This is a genomic window from Amycolatopsis jiangsuensis (genome assembly GCF_014204865.1).
GTDB lineage: Bacteria > Actinomycetota > Actinomycetes > Mycobacteriales > Pseudonocardiaceae > Amycolatopsis > Amycolatopsis jiangsuensis.
Genome location: NZ_JACHMG010000001.1, coordinates 6,685,267 through 6,706,210, shown reverse-complemented (window position 1 = coordinate 6,706,210; position 20,944 = coordinate 6,685,267). Strand labels below are relative to the sequence as shown.

The window sequence follows — 20,944 nt, the reverse complement described above, 5'->3', positions numbered from 1 at the left end:
CGATTCTGCTCGGCGGCCACCCACCCCAGCACAGCCGCGCGGTAGGCGTACCAGTACTGGCGCACGAGAGCTTCGTCCGCGCCGCCGGACCGGTCCCGGACCAGGGCCGCCTCGACGATCGTCTCCAGGCTGAGCCGCGAGGGCCGGCCGCGTTTCCGTGCCACCGGCGCACTGTGACCACAGATTTCGGGAAAGCACCGTCACCGGCATGTTAGGTTCGCCTAACCTAACGAGGGAGGCTGTATGCGTGGGGAACGGCTGGTGGTCGTGCTGGCCTGTGTGTGCGTGTTCGCAGTGATTCTGGACGCGACGATCGTGGCGGTCGCGCTCCCCGGCATCCGCGGCGAACTGGGCTTCGGCGAAGCCGGGATCGGCTGGGTGGTGACCGGGTACACGCTGGTGTTCGCCGGATTTCAGCTCCTGGGCGGCCGATGCGCCGACGTCTACGGGCTGCGCCGGGTGCTGTACGCCGGCCTGGTGGTGTTCGGTGTCGGCAGCGTGCTCGCCGGTCTCGCGCCGAACGCCTGGCTGCTGCTGGCCGCGCGCGCCGTGCAAGGCCTCGGCGGCGCGTTACTGGTGCCGACGGCCTTGGCGTGCATCACCACAGTGGTCCCGGACGGGGCAAGGCGGGCCTCGGCGCTCGCCACGTGGAGCATGGTCGGCGCGGTGGGCGCGGCTTCCGGCACGGTGCTCGGCGGTGTGCTCACGCAGGCGGCCGGCTGGCGGTGGGTGTTCCTGATCAACGTGCCGATCGTCGTGCTCGCCGCGGCGCTGGTCCGGCCGGCTCTGCCCCCGCACGGCGACGGGACACGGCGGCCGCTCGATCTCCCCGGAGCGCTGCTGGTGACCGCGGGGCTCACCTTGGTGGTCTACGCGATCTCCGGGTCCGGCACCGCGTTGACCAGCTGGTTGCCGGGAGCGGCCGGGGTCCTGTTGCTGTCGGCGTTTCTCGGCTGGGAGCACCGCGGCCGGGAGCCGATGCTGCCGCTGCGGTTGTTCCGCGTGCGCACGGTCAGCGCCGCGAATCTGACCATGTTCGCCATCGGACTGGCGTTCTTCGCCACGCCGATCCTGCTTTCCCTGTACCTGCAAGGGGTGCTGGGGTATTCGCCACTGCAGGCCGGGCTGGCGTTCGCGCCGTCGTCCGTGCTCACGCTGGCAGGCGGACGGCTGGCCGGACGGGTCACGCCGCGATGGGGCCTACGGCGTGCGTCCGTCGCCGGCTCGCTGATCGCGGCGGCCGGGTTCGGGCTCCTCGCCGTCCTGACCGAGACGGCGGCACCGTACGTGCTCGGCGTCGGGATACCGGTTGCGGTGGTCGGGTTCGGCATCGGCCTGGCGTTCACGCCGATCACGGTGGCGGCCACCCGCGGGGTCGAACCGGGTTACGCCGGGATCGCTGCCGGGCTGCTGAACACCACGCGGCAGACGAGCGGGGCAGCAGGCGTCGCGGTGCTGACCGCGATCAGCACCGCCGCGGGTGACCACGGCGCGCACGGGTACGCGGTGGCGTTCGCGGTCACCTTCGGCTGCGCCGCGGCCGCCGCGTTGCTCGCTGCTCTGCTGCTGCCGGGCACCAGCGCCGCTGTGGCCCCACCGGTGGCGGCAAACCGCTGAGCCGCGCCTGCAGTGGGGAATCCTCACCGCAGCATCCGGACGTTGCTCAGGTCCGGCTCCGGCCGCAGCTGCCTGCGGAACCGGCGCAGCAGCAGCACCGCGGTCGCCCCGAACCCGGCGCACAGGCCGATCCAGATCCCGGGGCCGTGCAGACCCAGCACGTACCCGCACACCACCATCACCGGCGTGCCGATGAGCCAGTACCCGATCAGCGTCATCCGGAATCCGGCCTTCGTGTCGCCCAGCCCGCGCAACAGCCCGACGCCGATGTTCTGCGTGCCCTTGCAGTACTGCTGCAGGATCGCGAAGAGCAAGAGCGTGCTCGCCGCGGCCAGCACGCCGGCGTCCGCGTCGCCGCCGAGGAACACCTTCAGCACCGGAGCCGGCGCGATCACGTAGACCAGTCCGATCACGGTCATGATGGCCGGCCCGAGGGTCAACGCGCGGCGCGCGACCTCGCCGGCTCCGGCCCGGTCGCCCTTGCCGACCGCCCGGCTGATCGAGATCGACGAACCCTGTGACAGTCCGATGTTGAGCTGGTAGACGATGTAGGCGCACTGGTTGACGACGTTGTGCGCGGCCAGCGTCACGGGGCCGAACGCACCCATCATCAGGGTGGCCACCGACGTGATCCCGGCCTCCGACCCGTAGGTGAGGCTGATCGGGAAACCCAGGCGCAGCACCGACTTCACCGTGTCCAGGTCGGCCTGCCACGCGTTGACCGACAGCAGCGGCCGCAGCTGCCGGTCCCGGCGGACCAGGGCGAGGAAGGCCAGGAACGTCAACAGCTGCACGAAGCTGGTGGCGAGCCCGACCCCGGTCAGGCCCAGTACCGGAAGTCCGAACAACCCGTAGATGAACACCGCGTCGAGACCGGCGTTGACCCCGATGGACACGATCGTGATGCCCAGGAGGGAACCCGGCCGGTGCAGGCCGACCGCGAACTGACGCACCACGTTCAGCCACAGCATCGGGATCAGCCCCGGTGCCAGCGCGATCATCATCGGCCGCGCCATGGCGAGCACCTCGGGCGGCTGCCCGAACCAGGTCAGCGCGAAACTCAGCCCGGCAAGCGCCAGTGCGGCCACCAGGCCGACACCGGTGGCCACCAGGAAAGAAGCACGGAGGATCCGCCGGACCTCTTCCCGGCCGCTTTCGTCCAGCCCGCCGTCTCCGGTGCGGGCCTCGGCGCGGCCCACCGCGCCGGCGACCTGGTTGCCGACCGAGGTGACCATGCCGACGCACATGGTGCGAAGCTGGTTGTACAGCGTGATCGAAAGCCCGCCCGCGGCGACGGCCCGCACACCGAGCAGGCCCATCATCGCCAGGTCGGTCGTGGTCAGCGCGACCTGCGCGAGCTGGATGCCCGCGATCGGCGCGGCGAGGGCGACCAGCGGGCGGTACCCCTTGGTCAGCACGGCCAGGTTCACGGGTGCACCACCAGGTCCGGGGTCGCGGCATCCTCGTTGCGCGGCGGCGGCACCGCGCCGGAGTGACCGGCGAGCAGCCCTGCCACCTCCTCCTCGACGTCGGGGGCCAACAGGCCCTTCGCGCGCAGCCACTCGTCGTCGAACACGCTGTCGAGGTACTTCTCCCCCGCGTCGCACACCAAAGTCACCACAGTGCTGCCCGGCGGCAGCCCGCCCAGCCGCTGCAACGCGACGTACAGCGCGGCTCCCGCCGAACCTCCCATCATCAGTCCGGTCCTGCGCGCCAGAACGCGGGCGGTCGCGAAGGCCGGCACGTCACCGACCTGGCAGCCCTCGTCGATCTGAGCATAATCGACGTTGCGCCCCACCGGGAATCCTGCCGGGCTGCCGCTGCCGGTCTGCCAGTACCTGCCCGGTTCGCCGCCGAAGATGATCGAGCCCTTCGGTTCGACGCCCACCGTGCGGACGCGCGACCCCAGCGCGCGCAGCTCGGCGGCGGTACCGCAGAGCGAGCCACCGGTGCCGATCGCGCAGATCAGGTGGTCCACGTCGCCGAACAGGTCGGCCAGCAGCTCCCGGGCCAGGCCGCGGTAGCCCACGCGGTTGGCCGGGTTGTTGTGCTGGTCCGGCCAGAACGCGGTCGGATCCTCGGCGACGAGCTCGGCCGCTTTCGCCCGTCGCACCACGGTGCTCGGGCCGCCGGTACCGGGCTCGCCGACGTAGACCAGGTCCGCGCCCATCGCGGCCATCGCACGCAGCTTGCCGGCGCTGGCGTGGTGATCGACGACCGCGGTGAACCGGTAGCCGCGCTCCACCGCGATCAACGCGAGCCCGAGACCGGTGTTGCCGGACGTCGGTTCCACGATGCGCCCGCCGGGCGCCAGCGCGCCGGATCGTTCCGCGGACGTGATCATTTCCCGCGCCATCCGGACCTTGGCCGATCCGGTGGGATTGAACTGTTCCAGTTTGACCAGCAGCCGGCTTCCGGTGGCCGTGGTGCACACTTCGAGCAACGGTGTCCTGCCCACCAGGTCCGACATCCGTGCCACGATGTTCTCGCCTCGCCGCATCACGAAGTCCCTCACTTGTCGACGGGTTCAGCGGTCCAGCCGCCAGCGGAACCCGCCGGCGGTGCGGTCGAGCACCACCCGGTCGGGCAACGGCAGCTGGTGGAACTCCGATTCGTTCTTGTCCATCTGGTAACCGGCGGTGCTGGGATAGACGAGCAGGTCCCCGGACCGCGGCGGACGCGGCAGCGGAATCTTGCGCCAGCTCAGCATGTCGTACTCCAGGCAGCTGGCCCCGCCCACGCACACGCCGATCGGTGCGTACTCGCCGGTCCGCGGCCACAGCAGCGGATCAGGCAGGAACTCGCTGTTCTTCCACTGTTCGGACACACTCAGGCTGAGCCCGCCGACGGTCGCGATCGCGTAGTCGCCGCGGTGTTTGAGGCCCTGCACCCGGAACACGCTGAATCCCGCGCGGTCGAGCAGCGCTCGGCCCGGTTCCATGAGCAGCCTCGTCCCGGTCGAGGTGAGCTTGTCTGCCAGAGTCAGCCCACCGTCCACTGTGGTATCCAGGATCGCGGCGAGCATGTCGGCTCCGGCCGGGTTCTGGTGGTACGGGTAGAAGTGGCCGAACTTCCTGCCTGCGTGGAACCATTCCGCCGGGAGGTCACCGGTATAGGTGCGCCAATCCTGTTCATCCACATAGGACACGGCGAAACCACCGCCGATGTCCACCGAGGACGCGTCGAGTCCGAGAGTGCGGGCCCGTACGCAGCGATCCACCAGCTCCGCCGCCAACGCTGCCCTCGGCTGGGCGAGGTATCCACTGAGGTGGAAGGAAAAGCCCTCCATGCGCAGCGCACCGGCCGCGGTCACGCAGCGGTGCAGCGCTTGCTCCAGCTCGCTCTCATCGAGACCGAAGCGGCTGGTGGGGTCGTTCGGCGGACGCACCCGCAGCTGGATCCGCGCCGGCCCGGTGCGCCGAGCGAGCCCGGTGAGCCGGTCCAGTTCGTCCAGCGCGTCGACCGCGATCAGCGCTCCGTGCCGGATCGCCAGCCACAGCAGCGAGTCCTTCTTCGCCGCGCCGGTGACCACCACGTCCTCACCGCGCACTCCACCGGCCAGCGCGCGCACCAGCTCCGGTTCGCTGGCCACGTCCACTCCAGCGCCCGAACGTACGCATTCCGGAATCCAGCAGGACGATTTGTTGGCCTTCTTGCCGAAGTAGACAGTGCCGTCTACGCCTGCCGCACTCAGCGTCTCACGCAACGCGAGCACGTTCTCCCCGAACTGGTCAGGAAACAACACGTGGAACGGCCCGCCCACGGCATACGCGATATCGGCCAGCAACCGCGGGTCCGCGCGTGCCTCGTGCGCCCACTTCGCCTCGTTCGCCGGGACAGCCGGCGAGACATCCGCCGTGATCAGGTCCACAGCTGCACCTTCTGACCGAGACCAGCGTCGATCGCCTTGGCTGCCAACGCGTGCGCCACCGGGATGTCGGTGATGACCATGCCGCTCGAGAAGGCGAACACCCGGTCGTCCCCGCTACGGCGGCCGGGTTTGCGACCCGCCACGACGTCGGGGAACTCCGCGTCGAGCACCGCGGCACCGTCCTCGCTGTCGAACCGCGAACCCGTCACCCCGAGCTGGCTTTCGCTGGTGGCCAGGGCGTAGTCGGCCTCGGCCAGCGCACTCGAATCGACCCCCTTGCTGGACACGGAGATCAGCAGTCCGCCCGGTGGGAGCCAGCTCGTCCTGACCGGCGGGTGCGCGGCCCTGCCGGACGCGGCGATCACGATGTCGGATTCCGCGACCGCGGACGGCACGTCGCCGATCTGTTCCAGCTTCCGGTCGGGAAAGTACTGCGCGAACGTGGCCGCGGTCGCTGTGATGCCTTCCGGATGGGTACCGAAGAAGCGCAGCTTTTCCAACTGGGGCATTCTGGTGACGAGGTAGGGCAGGGTGTTGAGGCTTTGCCGGCCGGTACCGATGAGCAACGCCGAGCGGGCGCCGGGCCTGGCACATTCCTCGGCGATCAACGCGGTCGTCGCCGGAGTCCGCGACCCGCCGACCCGGTGGCAGTCCATGAAGACGTACGGCAGGCCGGTCGTGTCGTCGTAGAGGCTGATGGTCGTGTAGTACTTGTCCGGGTTGTCCGTCCCTTGGCGGTAGGAGGTCTTGAACCCCACGTACTCGAGCGCGCCGTCGAACCCGAGCATGGCGTACGACACCGCGTCACGGCCCGCGGGCACCGGCATCATCAGTTTGGCAGGGTTACGGGATTTCCCCTCCGCATAGGCGGCGTACGCGGCCCGGACCGCGCCGATCACCTCCTGCGGGGAGATGTCCAGTCCGGCCAGTTCGGACCTGGTCAGGATGTGCAGTTCCGGTGTGGGCATCGCTGTTTCTCGCAATCCGACTGAAGAGAGCAGTGCTGGAATGGAGTTCGCGTCGTGGTGGCGTGCCTCGGTTCGGGTTTCACGGACGAGAAACAAAGGGGCCGGCATACGTCTTCGTACGGCGCCGGATCGCCCTTTCCGCAATTGCGCCCGCCGTGCGGCTGGGCCGTACGCTAACACCGACGACCAGCGCGAGCAAGGCTACCCTAAGTCCCATTCGGTCATGCATTTTCGAGCATTCACCGGCACTACGTGCACACTTGCACTGAAGACGAAAACCATTCGGATCGAGGTGGTGATCACGCCCACAGAAGAGTGCGGCTCCGGCCGCCCGCGCACCCGCACCCCGCTCCAGTCGCCCGCGCACCCGCTCCCGGTCGCCCGCGAACCTCGGCCCCAGCTCCGGCCCATTCTCGGCCCCAGCTCCGGCACCGGCCCCAGCTCCAGCACCGGCACCGGCACCGGCACCGGCACCGGCACCGGCCCGAATCGAACAGAACCGAACAGCGCCGACCCTCGGCGCGCCGACGCGACGAAAGTCGTGCGCCGCCCGGGTGATCGCGGCCTGCACCGGCCAGCTCTCCGCGAAAGGGGGCACTACGAAGGATCGCTCGGGTGTTCGTTGTTGACTTCTTCCGTTCGGAGTTGAAGCATTGACGGTGAGTTCCCGCCGGAGACATCGAGGTCCGCATGAGCCGAGAGCCCGCACCCCGTCCCGCGTTCGGTCGGCAGCCGATCCTCGGCCGGCGCCGTTTTCTCGGTGGGCTGGCGCTTGCCGGCGCCGCGCTCGCGTTGCCCGCGCTGAACGGCACGGCCTCCGCGAAACCGCGGGCAGGGGGGCCGGATCCGGCTCGCGGCGGGCTGTACACGCCGAACCGCGATCCACTGCGCCCAGTGCCGTTCCAGAAGCTCCCGCCCGGCGCGGTGCGGCCGCGCGGCTGGCTCAGCAAGCACCTCGACCTGCAGGTGCACGGCCTCTCCGGGCGCTACGACGAGATCTCCGATTTCCTGGTCTACGAGGGCAACGGCTGGGTCGACCCGGCGAACCATGCGTGGGAGGAACTGCCGTACTGGCTGCGCGGGCTCGGCGATCTCGGATATGTCACCGGCGACAAAGCCGTGCTGGACAAGGCCGAACGGTGGCTGCACGGGATCATGGCCACCCAGGCCGCTGACGGCTGGTTCGGCCCGGACGAACTGCGCACCTCGCTCGAGGACGGCCCCGACTTCTGGCCGGGAATGCCGCTGCTGTCGGCGTTGCGGTCGTGGCAGGAGTACTCCGGTGACGACCGGGTCGTGCCGTTCATGACGCGCTACTTCGGCTTCCAGAACAACCAGCCGGCCGAGGTGTTCAACCGGTCATGGGGCGCGTTCCGCTGGGGCGACAACATCGACAGCGTCTACTGGCTCTACAACCGCACCGGTGACTCCTGGCTGCTGGACCTGGTGACAAAAATGCACCAGGGCTCGGCCGACTACACGTCCGGAATCCCCACCTGGCACAACGTCAATCTCGCGCAGGGGTTCCGTGAGCCCCTGCAGTATTGGCTGCTGTCCGGCGAGGACCGGTTCCACGACGCGACCTATCGCAATTACGCCACGGTGATGGCGCAGTACGGCCAGTTCGCCGGTGGCGGCTTCGCCGGCGACGAAAACTGCCGTCCCGGATTCGGCGATCCCCGCCAGGGCTTCGAAACCTGCGGGATCGTCGAGTACATGCACAGCTTCGAAATGCTGACCCGGTTCACCGCGGACACCACGTGGGCCGACCGGTGCGAGGAGCTGGCGTTCAACCTGCTGCCCGCATCCTACGACGCCGAGGAACGCGGCCTGCACTACATCACCAGCGCCAACAGCATCCAGCTCGACGACAATCTCAAACACGGCCAGTTCCAGAACGCGTTCGCCATGCAGTCCTACAAACCCGGCGTGCACGAATACCGTTGCTGCCCGCACAACTACGGAATGGGCTGGCCCTACTTCACCGAGGAACTGTGGCTGGCCACCTGCGACGGCGGCCTCGCGGCCTCGATGTACTCACCGAACGAGGTGCGCGCCAAGGTCGGCGACGGCACCGAGGTCACGGTCACCGAGGACACCGACTATCCGTTCGGCGACCAGATCAGGCTCACCGTGTCGACGCCGAATCCGGTCACTTTCCCGCTGTACCTGAGAATCCCGCATTGGGCCGACGGCGCCACCGTGCAGGCTCCCGGCGCGCCCGTCGTGCCGGGGACCGCCGGCGACTGGTCCAAAGTGGACCGGACCTGGCAGGATGGCGACACCGTGACGGTGAAGCTGCCGATGCGGGTCACCACCCGGCAGTGGACGGGCAACCACGACGCCGTTTCGGTCGATCGCGGGCCGATCACCTACTCACTGGAAATCGGCGAGGAAACCGAACAGGTCGGCGGCACCGAACAGTGGCCCGCACTCGCGGTACACCCCACTTCACCGTGGAACTATGGGCTGCTGAGCGGCACCGGATTCACGCTCAGTGAGAAGCCGGTCGGCGACGGCGATCCGTTCACCCACGAAGGTGCGCCAGTGCGGCTGACCGCGCAGGCCAAGCGGATCCCGGAATGGGAGGCCGACAGCGAGGACGTCGTCGGCCTGCTGCAAGCGAGTCCCGCACGCTCCGATTCCGCGGTCGAGACCGTCACCCTCCTTCCGATGGGCGCCGCCCGGCTGCGCATCACGACGTTTCCCACCACAGTGGACGGCGACGGCGGAAACCAGTGGCGACGGCTGCCGCTCGTACGTGCCTCGCACATCGGAGACAGCGACTCCTACGAAGCGGTCTACGATGGACGGACGCCGACCGATTCGGGCGATCAGTCGATTCCGCGGTTCACCTGGTGGGACCATCGCGGCGGAACCGAGTGGATCGAACAGGATCTCCGCGCCGTCCAGACCATAGGACAGGCGTCGGTGTACTGGTTCGACGACACCGGCGTGGGCGAGTGCCGCATCCCGGCGTCCTGGCAGATACTGTGGCTGGACGGGGAAACGTGGCGGCCAGTGACCGGCGCCGGTCCTTGTGGGACGGACCGCGACCGGCCCAACGTGGTCCGCTTCGACCCGGTGCAGGCGCAGTGCTTCCGGATCGAAGCAGCGCTTCAGGACGGCTTTTCCGGCGGGATCCTGGAAATGTCCTTCACGCAGTGAGTTCGCGGTAGCGTTCCGCGACCGCGGCGAAGGCCGCCTTCGGCTCCCAGCGCAGGTCCGGGTAAGTGGTGCCGAAGCGGTCCTCGAAGACCTTCACGATGCCCGGTCCGGCGAGATCCAAGTCTTCGCGCGGGTTTCCGTCGGGCCGGTGCGGGAAATCGTGGAGTGCGAAAAGGAACACGAACGCGCTGTCGACCCCTTCTTCGGCGTGGATCTGCAGTAGCTCGCTCAGGTATCCGGCCTGACCGGCCTCGTCCCGCTCGTAGACGCCGTCCAGTCGGGCCGGCTCACCGGTCACCGGGTCGTACTCGACGATCTCCATCGCCCGCGGCGCCACGTCCGGCGCCCCTTTCCAGGCCGGACAGCCGAAGCCGGTGATCGCGACCGGTTTGCCCTGCGCCACCAGGTCCCGCACTCCGGCCCGGTACTGGTCGGCCACCTCCGCGGAGCGGATCAGCTCCAGCGAGACGAAATCGAACGGCGTCCAGTCGATCCGCTCGAACGGGATCGCGCCGTAAGTGAGTTTGCCGCGGAAGTGCGCGCGGATCTCGGACACGGCTTTTCCGAGGAAGTCATCGAGGCGGGCACTCACCTCGGCAATCCGCTCGGCCCGCCCTTCCGGGTCGCTCACCAGCCGCGCGACCCGCTCCTGCACGTCCGCGCCCGGCAGGAATCCGCGGTTCATCACGCTCAGCTCGACCCCGGCGACGAACACGACCTCCGCCCCACCGGCGCGGATCCGTTCGGCGCGCGCCGCGCAGTCGGCGAACAACGCGAGGATCTCGTCCTGAGCGAGCTCCAGCGGATACGGCGAGAACCAGACCTCCAGCCCCAGCTCGGCGGCGCTCCGGGCGGCGAGCTCGAGCCGGTCGGCGTCCCCGCCGATGATCTGGACCGCCGTGCAGTGCAGATCGTCCCGGATGATCTGCAGCTCCCGCCGGACCACCGCGGGCTCGAAGTCCACCCGCGACGTTCCGCCGGCGCGGACGAACCCGGTGTCGTAGGTCATTCCCTTGGCTCGCATGGCCTCCTCCTTCGTGCTCGAACGAAGCTTAGCGGATTTTTTTGCGTGCACGCAAGTTTGCGCCTGCGCAGGTTCTTCGGCAGACTGCAGGGGTGGGCTTACGCGAGCAGAAGAAGCAGGCCACCCGGGAAGCCCTGCGGGAGGCCGCCCTGCGGCTGGCGCTCGAACACGGGCCGTCGAACGTCCGGGTCGACGACATCGCCGAAGCCGCAGGCGTTTCCCCGCGGACGTACAACAACTACTTCGCGAGCCGCGAGGACGCGATCGTCGCCGCAGTCACGGCCGAACGGGAAACCCGGATCGGCCACGCCATAGCCGGGAAGCCGCCGGGAACCCGCCTGGCGACCGCCATCCGGGACGCGATCGTCGAGCAGTACACCACTCCCGGCGCCCACCACCGGGAGACACTGCGGCTGATCACCGACGATCCCGCGGTGCGCGCGGCTTTCCTGCACCAACCGGCCACCCTCGAAGGCCCGCTGACGACCGCGATCGCCGACCGTCTCGCCGTCCCCGAAGGACCACTGCCGCGAGTCCTGGCAGCCGGCGTCGCCGCCGCGGTTCGGATCGCGCTGGAAAGCTGGATCCGCCCGGCAGGCAGCGGTTTGGTGGTGGCCGCCGGCTCACTGCCCGACCTGTTGCACGAGGCACTGGACCCACTGACTCCCGCCCTGGACGCCGCAGAAGCCGACAACGCAAACAACGCCGGCTGACGGGATCGGCTTTCTGGAGGTCGGTCCCACCGCTTCGGCACCGGGCACCACCAGCAACAGCCACGTCGGGCACCGTCAACCTCGGCCACCACATCCGCCCGCGTCGGCTTGCCCCGCACGCCACGCGGGCACGCCACTCCCCTCCGATCCCGATCGTCACGCCACCCCACCCATCGACCCGCCATACCTGCGCCGAACCCTTACCCGGCCACACTCTTCACAGATTTGTGAAGAGTGTGTACCGTCTGAATCAGTCATCCGACATGGCACGACATGGCGATCGAGGAGCGGAAATGACTCTTCATCCAGGGCTTCCGCTGGAGCGTGGCGCCTGTCCGTTCGACCCGCCGCCCGCGTTGCGGGGGCGGCCGGCGGTCGAGCCGCTCACCTATCCGGACGGGACCGAGGGCTGGCTGGTCACCGGGTACGACGAAGCGCGTGCCGTGCTCGCGGACAGGCGGGTGTCGGCTCGAGCGGAGCTCGCGCGGGTGCCGTTCGACCTCGGGCCGATGCCGGCGCCGAAACCGGCCGATCCCGGGGTGTTCACCGGGATGGACGACCCACAGCACCACGAGTACCGCAAGCTCCTGACCGGCGCCTTCACCGTACGGCGGATGCGGCTGCTGGAAACGCGGGTGACCGAGATCGTCGAGGAGCACCTCGCCGCGATGGCCGCGGCCGGGCCTCCGGTCGACCTGGTCACCGCGTTCGCGCGGCCCGTGCCGGCGCTGGTGATCTGCGAGCTGCTCGGCGCCCCCTACGACCGGCGCAACGAATTCCAGGCGTACGCGGCGAAAATGTTCGCCGCGGGCACGGAAGTGTCGATGGACGAGCGGCTGGCCGCGGTGACCGGGGTGGTCACGTTCATCGCCGAGCAGATCCGGGCCAAGCGTGCCGAGCCCACCGACGACCTGCTCTCCGACCTCGTCGCGGAAGGCTCCCTGAACGACGAGGAGCTCGCCAACATCGGCATGATGCTGCTCGTCGCCGGTTTCGAGACCACCCGGAACATGCTGGCGCTCGGCACGTACGCGTTGCTGGAGAACCCGGAGCAGCTCGCCAGGCTCGAGGCCTACCCGTCGCTCGCGGCGAACGCGGTCGAGGAGCTGATGCGCTATCTCAGCGTGATCCACATCGGACCGATCCGGACCGCACTGGAGGACCTCGAAGTCGGCGGCCGGACCATCAAAGCCGGGGACAGCATCACGATCTCGGTTCCGATGGCCAACCGTGATCCGAAGCGCTACCCCGAACCCGACGTGCTCGATCTCGGCCGCAAGGCCATCGGGCACGTCGGCTTCGGCCACGGTGTGCACCAGTGCCTCGGTCAGCAGCTCGCGCGCGTGGAGATGCGGATCGCGCTGGCCGGGCTGTTCGCCCGCTTCCCGGATCTGCGGCTCGCCGTGCCCGCCGCGGAGATCGTGCTGCCCGAACACGCGTCCATCTACGGACCGGTCGGCCTCCCGGTCGCCTGGGGCTGATCCGCCACCGCGAGCGGCCTGCCCGCCGCGGCGGGACCGTGGCCCGCGGATCCGGAGCCGGCCCCGCGCTCCCGCCGGTGCGTGGCGGACCACCACCGGGAGCAGCGGGACCGGTTCCTCGCGGCCGATCGCCGTGTTAGCCTGACGCCATGTCGTGCCTCGGACGGTTCGTAGCCGGGCGCGCCGGCTGAACCAGGAGGCCGGCGCGCACGTTCGGCGTCCGCCGTGTTCCCCGGAGACCTGGCCCGGTTCCCGCCAGTTCCCGTTCCGGAGGAAACCGTGTCCGCTGCCCCGTCCTTTCCCGCCACCCGCCCGGCGTTCCTGCCGCGCCGCCGGATCGCCACCTACTTCACCGGCGGTATCGAGGAAATCCCCGCGCTCGTCGGCGCACTGGCCGAAACCGGCCGCCACGTGCACGACCTCTCCGTCGACGTCCGCGACGGCGTCAGCGAAAGCAGTATGGCCTGTGCCGTCCTGGTGTCCGCGGAGGAGATGGACGCCCTGCTCGACCGTCTTCGTGAACTGCCCGCGGTCGTTTCGGCGGAGCCGGTCTAGCTCAACCGGCGGTTTTCGGCCGACACAAGGCCGTTTCCGCCGCGTCGAGAATGCTCCCGAACATCCGGGCCAGCAACGGACGTGTCAGCTTCACCAAGTATTCGGTCAGGTGCGGCCGCTCGTGGACGGTGATGCGCTCGCGATGCCAGCCGATCAGCCAGAGGTGGCTGCGGACCGCGCCGACGCCGTACGGCGCGTCCGCACCGGGGCGGGTCAGCCGGCACCACAGCACCATCGGCGCAGCGCGGTAACGGGTCGTCGTGGTGAGCCAGTCGAAGACCTCGTCCGGTGGCGCGCCGATGAAGCGTTCCACTGTCACGGTTTCCACTTCGAACCTCCTCTCCCCAGTGCCCGCACGATGTCCGGACGCTGGAGCTTGTCGGGATTGCGGATGCCGTAGAGACCGTTGACGCGGCCTTCGTGGATTTCGAACACCGCTACCCAGCCGGGCCCCGACTCGGCGTGGAAACGGGCGGCGGGCATGCCGTTGTACGTGGCGTACTCGAACCGTGCCGTTCCCATCACGCGGCGCGCGACGCACAGATTTCGCCATGCGAGTAGCCGAACACGTCGTGCAGGACGAAGACCGCGCGTTCCACCGGGGTGAGCGTTTCCAGGACGAGCAACATCGCCATCGACACCGATTCGGCGTGGATCGCGTCCTCGGCCACGTCCGGCGCGGTCCGGATCGGCTCCGGCAGCCAGGTGCCGACGTAGTCCTCGCGCCGGGCCTTGACCTTAGGCAATGGCGAACAACAACGGCCGGTGCTCGGTGAACGCGTTCTCCTCCATCACGCCCGTCGAGACACGCCCCGGCCGGGAAGCGTGACATTCGCCCGGCGTGTCGCCGGTCACTCACCTCCGGCGGTGAGGTAGCGGGTCAGCATCGCCACCATCTCGTTCTCCAGCGAGACGACATCCACCGGGTCCGGCGCGGCGATCATCTTGTGCACGACCAGCTCCATGGTCGTGGTGACGAGCCGCGCCGCGGTCCGGGTGTCGGCGACGCGGCTTTCCGGGTGCCGCTCCAGCAGGTCCCGCAGGAAATCGACCCGTTCCCGCTCGTACCCCTCGACCCGGTTGAGCAGCTCCCGCGACCGCGGCGCCTCCTCGGCGATCACGCGCAGCAGTTGCGGATCGTCCAAGTGGTTCTCGAGTGCGGCGCGGACGAAGCCGCGCATGATGTCCTCCAGCGAGGTCGGCAGCCCGCCCGCCAGCAGCCGCTGCACCGCCGCCGCGCCGACGTCCAGGTGGCGGGAGATCAGCTCGGCGAGGATCGCGTCCTTGTTCGGGTAGTACTGGTACAGCGAGCCGATCGAGATCCGCGCGTGCTCGGCGATGCGGTTCGTGGTGCCGCCGGCGTAGCCGTGCTCGGTGAAAATGTGAGCAGCCGAAGTGAGGATGCGCTCCCGCGTCCGCTCGGCGCGCAGCTGCCGAGGCTCTTTACGTGCACGAAGGCGGCGGTCCCCTGTGGTCATGGCAACTCCTGTCGGCGGGTGTGGAAAGCGAGTGGCGGAAGAACCGAATAATTGCTCACAATAGTGCCATGACCTGGGCACGAAGCCCAACCATCGACGAGGGGACCGCGATGACGGCAGTATCCACCCGCCCCCGGCGGCTCAGCCCGGAGGAAGTCCGCGCCCGGCTCGGCGAGCCGGAGGAGATGATCGAGAACAAGAAGCACGCCCGCGTCGACGAGCACGCCCGCCGGTTCATCGCGCACTCGCCGTTCCTGACCATGGCGACCGCGGACGCCCGTGGCCGCACCGACTGCACACCGCGCGGGGACTACCCGGGATTCGTGAAGGTGCTCGACGAGCGCACCGTCGCGATCCCGGACCGGCCCGGCAACAAGCTCGCCGACTCGTTCCGCAACCTGGGCGAGAACGACGGCGTCGGCCTGCTGTTCCTGGTTCCCGGCTTCCGCGAGGTGCTGCGGGTCAACGGTGCGGGCTATCCGACCGACGAACCGGACGTGCTGGCCCGGATGCAGATCGAGGCACGGACCCCGGAACTGGCGATCGTGGTCGAGGTGGCCGAGGTGTTCTTCCACTGTGGACGGGCACTCGTCCGGTCCCGGCTGTGGGACCCGGCGAGCCAGGCGCTGGCGGCCGAACTGCCCTCGGCCGGGGAGATCGCCGCTGAGCAGATGGGCCTCGACGTGCCCGCCGAAGCGGTCGGCCAGATGCTCGAATCCTCCTACCAGCGGCTGTACTGACCCCGGAGCACGCTATGCAGCACACCATCCTCGACCGCGTCGACCAGGTCGCCGGCGACGTCGTCTCCCTCGTCCTGCGTGGCGCGGACGGTCCGCTCGCACCGTGGGAACCCGGTGCGCACCTCGACCTCGCGCTGCCCAACTGGCTGACCCGGCAGTACTCGCTGTGCGGCGACCCGGCCGACCGGGGCGCCTACCGCGTGGCGGTGCGCTACGACCGGCTCAGCCGCGGCGGATCGGAGTACATCCACCGCTTCCTGCGCACCGGCCGAGCTCTGGACGTTTCCCTGCCACGCAACAACTTCCCGCTCCTGCCCGCCCCCGCCTACCTGTTCCTCGCCGGTGGGATCGGGATCACCCCGCTGCTGCCGATGCTGCGCGCGGCGGGTGCGGCCGGGACGTTGGTGTACCTGGGGAAGTCCGCCGAGACCATGCCGTTCGCGGCCGAACTCCGGGCGGAGTACGGGAACCGCGCACGGATCGTGGAGACCGGACGCGAGGGCCGTCCGGACTTCTCCGCGCTGGCCGCCGCGCTGCCCGCGGGCGCACTGGTCTACTGCTGCGGCCCGGCCTCGATGATCGCCGCCGCCGAAGCCGCGTTCCCGGCCGGACAGCTGCACGTGGAGCGGTTTCAGCCGGTGGCTCGCACGTTCCCGCCGAACAGCGCCTTCGACGTGGTCTGCGCACGGTCCGGGGACACCGTCCGGGTCGAGCCGGACATGACCATGCTGGACGCGCTCCACCACGCCGGCCACCCACTGCAGTCCGGCTGCCGCGAAGGCATCTGCGGCAGCTGCGAGCTGAACGTCCTCAGTGGACAACCGGAGCACCGGGACGAACTCGGCGCCGCGGACGGGCGGATGTACCCGTGCGTCTCACGGTCGTGTTCGGACCGGCTCGTGGTGGACCTCTGAATCAGCGGTGGGCCAGCCGCGGGAACAGCGCTTCCGCGTTCCCGCGGTCCACCGCGTGCGCCCCGCCTTCCCCGAAACCGGGATAACTCTCCAGGAAACCGTTGTAGTACTCACCCGCGGCCTCGGGCGCGAACGGCCAGTCGCTGCCGTAGAGGACGTGGCCGGGTTCGGCGAACGCCAGCAGCGACGGCAGTGCGCTGGGACTGGCCGACAGCGCCGTGTCGAAGTAGAACCGTGTGAAGTCGCGGATGAGCTCGTCCGGATCGCGGGACGGGTCCAGCGAGGTCGACGTGAGTCCGGAGAAGCGGTACGCCGCGTACGGCAGGAAGCCACCGCCGTGCGCCAGTACGATCCGGACGTTCGGGAATCGGCGCGGTACCCCGGCCAGCACCAGGTCGACCGCCGTGCGGGTGGTGTCGAAGACGAAGTCGACCAGCGGCGCCGGCGCACCGGGCAGCCACGGCATCGGCGGCTGCGCGGGATGCACGAAGACGACCGCGGCCCGTCGGTCCAGCTCCGCCCAGAGCGGGACGAACTCGCTGTCGCCGAGGTAGCGCCCGTGCGCGTTGGACATCAGCACGACCCCGTCCGCACCCAGCACGTCCAACGCGTGGGTGGTCTCGGCCAGCGCGCCGTCGACGTCCGGCAGCGGCACCGAGGCGAAGTGACCGAACCGGTCCGGGCGGTCCTTGACGAGCTCCGCGCTGTCCTCGTTCACCTGCCGGGCCAGCGTACGAGCGGCGCGGTCGTCGTCGAAGTGCACGCCGGGCGTGGTGATGGAGAGGATCCCGGTCTCGATCCCGTGCCCGTCCATCATCGCGACCGCGGCGGCCGGGCTCCACGAAGGCATCGCCCAGCCGCCGGAACTGAGCCCGCCGCGTTCCATGGCGGTGCCCCAGGCAGGCGGGATGAAGTGCTGGTGAACGTCGATCCGGGCGGTCATGGTGATTGCCTCACTAATGGTTAGCTTGCTAACTATTACTTTGCTAGACTACTCCGTATGCGGCGGGAAAGCACGAAGCGAGAGAGCGCACCGCGCAGGGCGAGGCAGCACGTCGACGCCACGGGAAGTGGGGCTGGTCAGGAGGCGAAGGCCGGCCTGAGCGCCACGGCCGCGACAGTCCGGGCGGCGAAACCGGATGCGGAGCAGGCGGTCGAGGAGCTGTCGCAGGCCGCGGACCGGCTGTTCTACGCCATGCGCCGGTCGCGCGCGCTGACCGTGGGCCAGGCGAGCGACGGGCTGTCCCTGGCACAGCTGGCGTTGCTCGCCCCGCTGACCGAGGCGCCGGTCGAGCCGGGGCTGCCGGTCGGGCGGCTGGCCTCGGCGGCGGAGGTCAGCGTGCCCACCGCCACCCGGATGCTGAAGCACCTCGAAGCCAAGGGCGTGGTCACGCGCCGGCGCTCACCGGCGGACGAGCGTCAGGTTCTGATCCGCCTCACCGGCGACGGGACCAAGCGCCTCGCCGCGGTACGCGACGATCTGCGCGCCCGGCAACGTCACACACTGAACCACTACACCCCGGCCGAACTGCGTGCGCTCGCCACCGACCTGCAGCGGCTGGCGCGCGTGATCGCAGAGCAGTGACGGTTCGCCACGCCCCTGGCGTCCGATGTGGACTTGCGTCGGCCGGTGAGTTCGCGAGGCTCCCGCGGTCAGTTCGCCGGATGGAGTTGAGGCAGGTCGAACACTTCCTCGCCGTGGTGCGGCACCGGAGCTTCACTCGCGCGGCGCACGAGGTGCACGTCGTGCAGTCCGCGTTGAGCGCGTCGATCCGGAAGCTCGAAGCGGATCTCGGCGCCGACCTGTTCGACCGCACCACCCGCCGGGTCACGATGACCTCTGCGGGGGAAGCGCTGCTGGCGCCTGCCCGGCGGATCGTCGCGGACGCCGAGGCGGCGCGCGGGGAGGTCGCCGCGGTGGCCGGACTCGTGCGCGGGCAGGTGTCGATCGGCACCATCCAGACGTTGACCGCGGTCGATCTCCCCGCCCTGCTCGGGCAGTTTCGCGGGCAGTACCCGGCCATCCGCATCCGGGTGCGCGAGGGCACCGACCCGGTGCTGACCGCGGCGGTGCTCGCCGGTGAACTCGATCTGTCCTTTGTGGTCACCACCGATCCGCTGCCGGACGGGCTGACCGGCTTCGCCTCCTGGGACCAGCGGCTGGTCCTGCTGACCCACCCCGGGCACCGGCTGGCCGCGCGCCGCCGGGTCCGGCTCGCCGAGCTGGCAGGCGAACCGTTCGTGGACTTCGCCGGAAGCGGTCTGCAAGCCCTGGTGGACCGGGCGTTCGCCAGTGCCGGGATCCGGCGTGAACCGGCGTGCGAGGCCAGTCACGTGCCGCTGCTCGTCGACCTCGTGGCGGCCGGGCTGGGCAGCACCGTGGTGCCGGAGTCGGTGGCGCAGCGGTCCGGGCTGCCGTTCGCCCGGGTCGTCGAGCCCGCGCTCAGCCGCACGATTCACCTGGTCGGCCGCGCCGCGGAACTCACGATTCCGGCTGCCCGGGCGCTGCTGGCCCATCTGCTGGGCTGACCGGCCGCGCCCGGATCGGTGCCAGTACGAGCGCGAACCCGGCCAGCGCCAGCGCGAGCGCGAGCATGCTCAGCCCGGTGAGGCCCGCGACGAAGGCGAGCGCGAACGCCCGGACCCCGAACTGCCGCAGCAGCCGGCCCAGGTCTTTCGACACTTCCCCGTCGGCCATTCCGGAAGTATCCGGCACCCCCGGCCGGCCCGTCCAACGCCGGTTTCCGCTGCGATTCAGCGCCGGAATCGCTGAATCTGCTCCTGGTCGGCGCCCCGCCGGTCCGCCGGTCGCGGATGCGGCGTCGGACGCTGCCTCGCCACCGGATAACGCGCGAACGGATGCGTCTCGTCCAGCCGGTGCCGCGCCCGCCGCGGCCGCTCGTCGGCAGGCGAGGTCAACCGCCGTCCGGGTGCCGAGGGTTCCGGCGCTCTCGGCGATGGCTTCCCGGACGGACGCGACCGGGCCGAGCGGCGCAGGAACACCAAGGCCACAACAGCGAACAGCGCGGCCCCCGCCACCAGCGGCCACCAGGCGTGCATGCGTCCTCCCGTCGTGGGTGGTCGCAGGCAAGGGTGCCCGCTCAGCCCGCGCCGGAGCGGATGTCTACCCGCCCGAGTGACCCCGGAACGTGTCCGGCCGAGGTACGCCCGATTCAGCCGTGGCCAGTCACTGCAGCCCGTCACGCAGTGCGCAGGTCCGGTCGACAGCGGCGGCGAAGTCCCTGTCCGGCAGGGAACCATCGGACAGGCCGGTGGCCAGCGCGGACACCGCTTCGTCGCCCTGGGTCACGTCTCGGGCCGAGGCCAGGATCAGGTCCATTCCCGCCTTCGCCGCGAGCGTCGCGCGGTTGCCGGTGTCGCCGTAGTCCTTCAGCGCCTTGGCTTCCAGCGCGTCGGTGATGGTCACGCCAGTGAACTTCTGGTGTTGCCGCAGCTCTTGGACGGCGGCGGGCGACAGACCCGCCGGATGCGACGCGTCGAGCGCCGGGTAGACCGCCCAGGACAGCATCACGAGCTTCACCCCGGCCGCGATCGCCGGGCCGTAGGGCGCTCCGTCTGTCCCCCGCAGCTGGGAGAGCGGCACGTCCAGGGTGACCGGCCCCTCGTCGGTGTTGCTTCCGGCGGGCGCCGCGCCGAGGCCGGGAAAGTGCTTGGCGGTGGCGGCGACACCGGCCGTCTGCTGCGCGGTGATGAAGTCCGCGCCCAGCGCTGCGACGGTGTTCGGATCATCGCTGAAGGAGCGGCCGAACTCGTCGATGAAGTCTCCCGGCTCGTGGAACACGTCGAGCACGGGCGCGAGGTTCAGGTTCATCCCGGCGGCGGACAGCGTGGCCCCGGCGCCCTTGCCGGCGTCCGTGGCCGCCGCTTCCGGGTCCGCCGCCTGGCCGACCTGTTTCGCGGAAAGGGCGGGCTCGCCGGGCAACCGCCGGACCTTGCCACCCTCCTGGTCGGTCATCAGCAGTAACGGCCGGCGCACCGGGCTCTGCGCGTTCGCGTCCCGCAGCTGCTGCACGACGCCGGCGATCTGCTCGGCGCTGGAAACGTTCTCGCCGAAGAAGATCACCCCGGCCGCTTCGCCTGCCCGGATCCGCTGCAGCAGCGTGTCGGGCGGGGTCAGCCCGGCGTAGGAGTAGATCACCCGCTGCCCGGCCAGCTGCCGCGGCGTCAGCCCTGCCCTGCCGGGCGCGGCCGCCACGGTGGTGGCCGCGGTGCCGGTGGCCGCGCCCGCCAGCACTGCTCCGGCCAGGGCCTGCAACGTCCTTCTGCGCGTCATCCGTGTCATGGTGCTCCCTCCAGTGGCCCACACGGTAACGCTTGCGGGTGACCGAGGGAAACTTTCCGACCGATGCGCGTCCGATGTCCGTAATACCCGGCTGCCCGCCGATCCGTCCGAA

21 protein-coding genes and 1 pseudogene are annotated in these 20,944 nt (G+C 70.0%); 9 read left to right on the top strand and 13 right to left on the bottom strand.

What is annotated here, in order from left to right; all coding sequences use genetic code 11:
* Positions 1-243 precede the first annotated feature (243 nt).
* Positions 244-1,617 (top strand): DHA2 family efflux MFS transporter permease subunit, encoded by a 1,374-nt coding sequence (locus BJY18_RS30520; protein WP_184783340.1) that lies wholly within the window; start codon positions 244-246, stop codon positions 1,615-1,617.
* A 23-nt stretch (positions 1,618-1,640) separates the two neighbouring features.
* Here the strand turns inward: BJY18_RS30520 and BJY18_RS30515 are convergent, their stop codons facing one another.
* Genes BJY18_RS30515 through BJY18_RS30500 form a run of 4 tightly spaced genes read right to left on the bottom strand, consistent with a single transcriptional unit; the run spans position 1,641 to position 6,456 of the window.
* Entirely contained in the window at positions 1,641-3,047 is a 1,407-nt protein-coding gene (locus BJY18_RS30515; RefSeq protein WP_184783339.1) for an MATE family efflux transporter, read from the bottom strand.
* Positions 3,044-4,117, bottom strand: a complete 1,074-nt coding sequence (locus tag BJY18_RS30510; RefSeq protein ID WP_184783338.1) for a PLP-dependent cysteine synthase family protein — start codon at positions 4,115-4,117, stop codon at positions 3,044-3,046. Before BJY18_RS30510 ends, BJY18_RS30515 begins: the two co-directional genes overlap by 4 nt.
* Before the next feature lie 27 nt (positions 4,118-4,144).
* Positions 4,145-5,488 carry a Y4yA family PLP-dependent enzyme gene (locus tag BJY18_RS30505; RefSeq protein ID WP_184783337.1) on the bottom strand — a complete coding sequence of 448 codons (1,344 nt, stop codon included), beginning with the start codon at positions 5,486-5,488 and terminating at the stop codon, positions 4,145-4,147.
* Positions 5,479-6,456, bottom strand: coding sequence for an ornithine cyclodeaminase (locus BJY18_RS30500; RefSeq protein WP_184783336.1), 978 nt, complete (start codon positions 6,454-6,456; stop codon positions 5,479-5,481). The genes BJY18_RS30505 and BJY18_RS30500 overlap by 10 nt, the downstream gene beginning before the upstream one ends.
* A gap of 690 nt (positions 6,457-7,146) precedes the next feature.
* Between BJY18_RS30500 and BJY18_RS30495 the strand changes: the two genes are divergently transcribed.
* Positions 7,147-9,624 (top strand): beta-L-arabinofuranosidase domain-containing protein, encoded by a 2,478-nt coding sequence (locus BJY18_RS30495; protein ID WP_184783335.1) that lies wholly within the window; start codon positions 7,147-7,149, stop codon positions 9,622-9,624.
* Here BJY18_RS30495 and BJY18_RS30490 read toward each other — a convergent pair.
* A complete protein-coding gene (locus BJY18_RS30490; protein WP_184783334.1) occupies positions 9,614-10,648 on the bottom strand; it encodes a glycoside hydrolase family 113 protein in 1,035 nt (344 codons plus the stop codon). The two genes, BJY18_RS30495 and BJY18_RS30490, sit on opposite strands and share 11 nt — an antisense overlap.
* A gap of 92 nt (positions 10,649-10,740) precedes the next feature.
* Between BJY18_RS30490 and BJY18_RS30485 the strand changes: the two genes are divergently transcribed.
* The 3 genes from BJY18_RS30485 (at position 10,741) to BJY18_RS30475 (ending at position 13,397) form a co-directional block, all read left to right on the top strand.
* Positions 10,741-11,361, top strand: coding sequence for a TetR/AcrR family transcriptional regulator (locus BJY18_RS30485; RefSeq protein WP_184783333.1), 621 nt, complete (start codon positions 10,741-10,743; stop codon positions 11,359-11,361).
* A gap of 293 nt (positions 11,362-11,654) precedes the next feature.
* Positions 11,655-12,842: a cytochrome P450 gene (locus tag BJY18_RS30480; protein ID WP_184783332.1), complete on the top strand. Its 1,188-nt coding sequence runs from the start codon at positions 11,655-11,657 to the stop codon at positions 12,840-12,842.
* Positions 12,843-13,121: 279 nt separating this feature from the next.
* The gene (locus BJY18_RS30475) at positions 13,122-13,397 is read left to right on the top strand and encodes a hypothetical protein (protein WP_184783331.1); all 276 of its coding nucleotides are present in this window, start codon (positions 13,122-13,124) and stop codon (positions 13,395-13,397) included.
* 1 nt (position 13,398) lies between these two features.
* On the opposite strand, the gene BJY18_RS30470 is transcribed toward BJY18_RS30475, so the two are convergent.
* From BJY18_RS30470 to BJY18_RS30460, 4 genes and pseudogenes are all read right to left on the bottom strand, one after another.
* Positions 13,399-13,725: an SRPBCC family protein gene (locus BJY18_RS30470; protein ID WP_184783330.1), complete on the bottom strand. Its 327-nt coding sequence runs from the start codon at positions 13,723-13,725 to the stop codon at positions 13,399-13,401.
* Positions 13,713-13,919, bottom strand: coding sequence for a hypothetical protein (locus BJY18_RS36420; RefSeq protein WP_221458027.1), 207 nt, complete (start codon positions 13,917-13,919; stop codon positions 13,713-13,715). Before BJY18_RS36420 ends, BJY18_RS30470 begins: the two co-directional genes overlap by 13 nt.
* Before the next feature lie 20 nt (positions 13,920-13,939).
* Positions 13,940-14,125, bottom strand: a pseudogene (locus tag BJY18_RS36415) (sigma factor-like helix-turn-helix DNA-binding protein); the annotation flags it as partial.
* Between the two features lie 123 nt (positions 14,126-14,248).
* On the bottom strand, positions 14,249-14,875 hold the full coding sequence (locus tag BJY18_RS30460; RefSeq protein WP_184783329.1) for a TetR/AcrR family transcriptional regulator: 627 nt from the start codon (positions 14,873-14,875) through the stop codon (positions 14,249-14,251).
* Positions 14,876-14,943: 68 nt separating this feature from the next.
* Between BJY18_RS30460 and BJY18_RS30455 the strand changes: the two genes are divergently transcribed.
* Both BJY18_RS30455 and BJY18_RS30450 read left to right on the top strand, forming a co-directional pair.
* Positions 14,944-15,615 carry an MSMEG_1061 family FMN-dependent PPOX-type flavoprotein gene (locus BJY18_RS30455; RefSeq protein WP_246459020.1) on the top strand — a complete coding sequence of 224 codons (672 nt, stop codon included), beginning with the start codon at positions 14,944-14,946 and terminating at the stop codon, positions 15,613-15,615.
* Positions 15,616-15,629: 14 nt separating this feature from the next.
* Positions 15,630-16,529, top strand: a complete 900-nt coding sequence (locus BJY18_RS30450) for a PDR/VanB family oxidoreductase (protein WP_184783328.1) — start codon at positions 15,630-15,632, stop codon at positions 16,527-16,529.
* A 1-nt stretch (position 16,530) separates the two neighbouring features.
* On the opposite strand, the gene BJY18_RS30445 is transcribed toward BJY18_RS30450, so the two are convergent.
* A complete protein-coding gene (locus tag BJY18_RS30445; protein ID WP_221458025.1) occupies positions 16,531-17,472 on the bottom strand; it encodes an amidohydrolase family protein in 942 nt (313 codons plus the stop codon).
* Positions 17,473-17,529: 57 nt separating this feature from the next.
* On the opposite strand from BJY18_RS30445, the gene BJY18_RS37560 reads away from it, so the two are divergent.
* On the top strand, positions 17,530-18,114 hold the full coding sequence (locus BJY18_RS37560) for a MarR family winged helix-turn-helix transcriptional regulator (protein WP_281393722.1): 585 nt from the start codon (positions 17,530-17,532) through the stop codon (positions 18,112-18,114).
* Positions 18,115-18,194: 80 nt separating this feature from the next.
* Positions 18,195-19,058 carry a LysR family transcriptional regulator gene (locus BJY18_RS30435; protein WP_184783327.1) on the top strand — a complete coding sequence of 288 codons (864 nt, stop codon included), beginning with the start codon at positions 18,195-18,197 and terminating at the stop codon, positions 19,056-19,058.
* Here BJY18_RS30435 and BJY18_RS30430 read toward each other — a convergent pair.
* The 3 genes from BJY18_RS30430 to BJY18_RS30420 form a co-directional block, all read right to left on the bottom strand.
* Positions 19,012-19,227, bottom strand: coding sequence for a hypothetical protein (locus BJY18_RS30430; RefSeq protein WP_184783326.1), 216 nt, complete (start codon positions 19,225-19,227; stop codon positions 19,012-19,014). The genes BJY18_RS30435 and BJY18_RS30430 overlap by 47 nt on opposite strands.
* 56 nt (positions 19,228-19,283) lie before the next feature.
* Positions 19,284-19,589, bottom strand: coding sequence for a hypothetical protein (locus tag BJY18_RS30425; protein WP_184783325.1), 306 nt, complete (start codon positions 19,587-19,589; stop codon positions 19,284-19,286).
* A 127-nt stretch (positions 19,590-19,716) separates the two neighbouring features.
* Positions 19,717-20,823, bottom strand: a complete 1,107-nt coding sequence (locus BJY18_RS30420) for a glycoside hydrolase family 3 N-terminal domain-containing protein (RefSeq protein ID WP_184783324.1) — start codon at positions 20,821-20,823, stop codon at positions 19,717-19,719.
* Between the last annotated feature and the right edge of the window lie 121 nt (positions 20,824-20,944).